The 519-nt window shown below is 47.0% G+C and carries 1 protein-coding gene; it reads left to right on the top strand.

Features of this window, described 5'->3' with window-relative positions; genetic code table 11:
• A partial coding sequence (locus I6E11_RS14840) for a TraG family conjugative transposon ATPase (RefSeq protein ID WP_235338851.1) occupies positions 1-519 on the top strand: 519 nt, incomplete at both ends.

The raw sequence follows: 519 nt of genomic DNA on the forward strand, positions 1-519 counted from the left end.
TCAACGGATTCTACGAGTTTGTGCGTGATGACTACCGCCGGATGATTGAGGAGAAGAAAGTCCGTGAGAAGGATTTTGACATCGACGGTTTCCTGAACGTGCTGGAACCGTTCTACCGTGGCGGTGATTATGATTTCCTGCTTAATTCGGACAAGGAACTGGATCTTACCAACAAGCGCTTTATCGTATTTGAGCTGGACAATATCAGCGGAAACAAGGTGCTTCTGCCCGTGGTCACGCTGATAATCATGGAAACCTTCATCGCCAAGATGCGCCGCTTGAAAGGCATCCGCAAGATGATACTCATTGAGGAATGCTGGAAAGCCCTGATGTCCGCCAATATGAGTGAGTACATAAAGTATTTATTTAAGACCGTCAGAAAATATTTCGGTGAGGCCGTGGTGGTCACCCAGGAAGTGGATGACATCATCAGTTCCCCTGTCGTGAAGGAAGCTATCATCAACAACAGTGACTGCAAGATTCTTCTTGACCAGCGGAAATACATGAACAAGTTCGACC

This window comes from Bacteroides caecigallinarum (assembly GCF_021531075.1).
GTDB classification, from domain to species: domain Bacteria; phylum Bacteroidota; class Bacteroidia; order Bacteroidales; family Bacteroidaceae; genus Phocaeicola; species Phocaeicola caecigallinarum_B.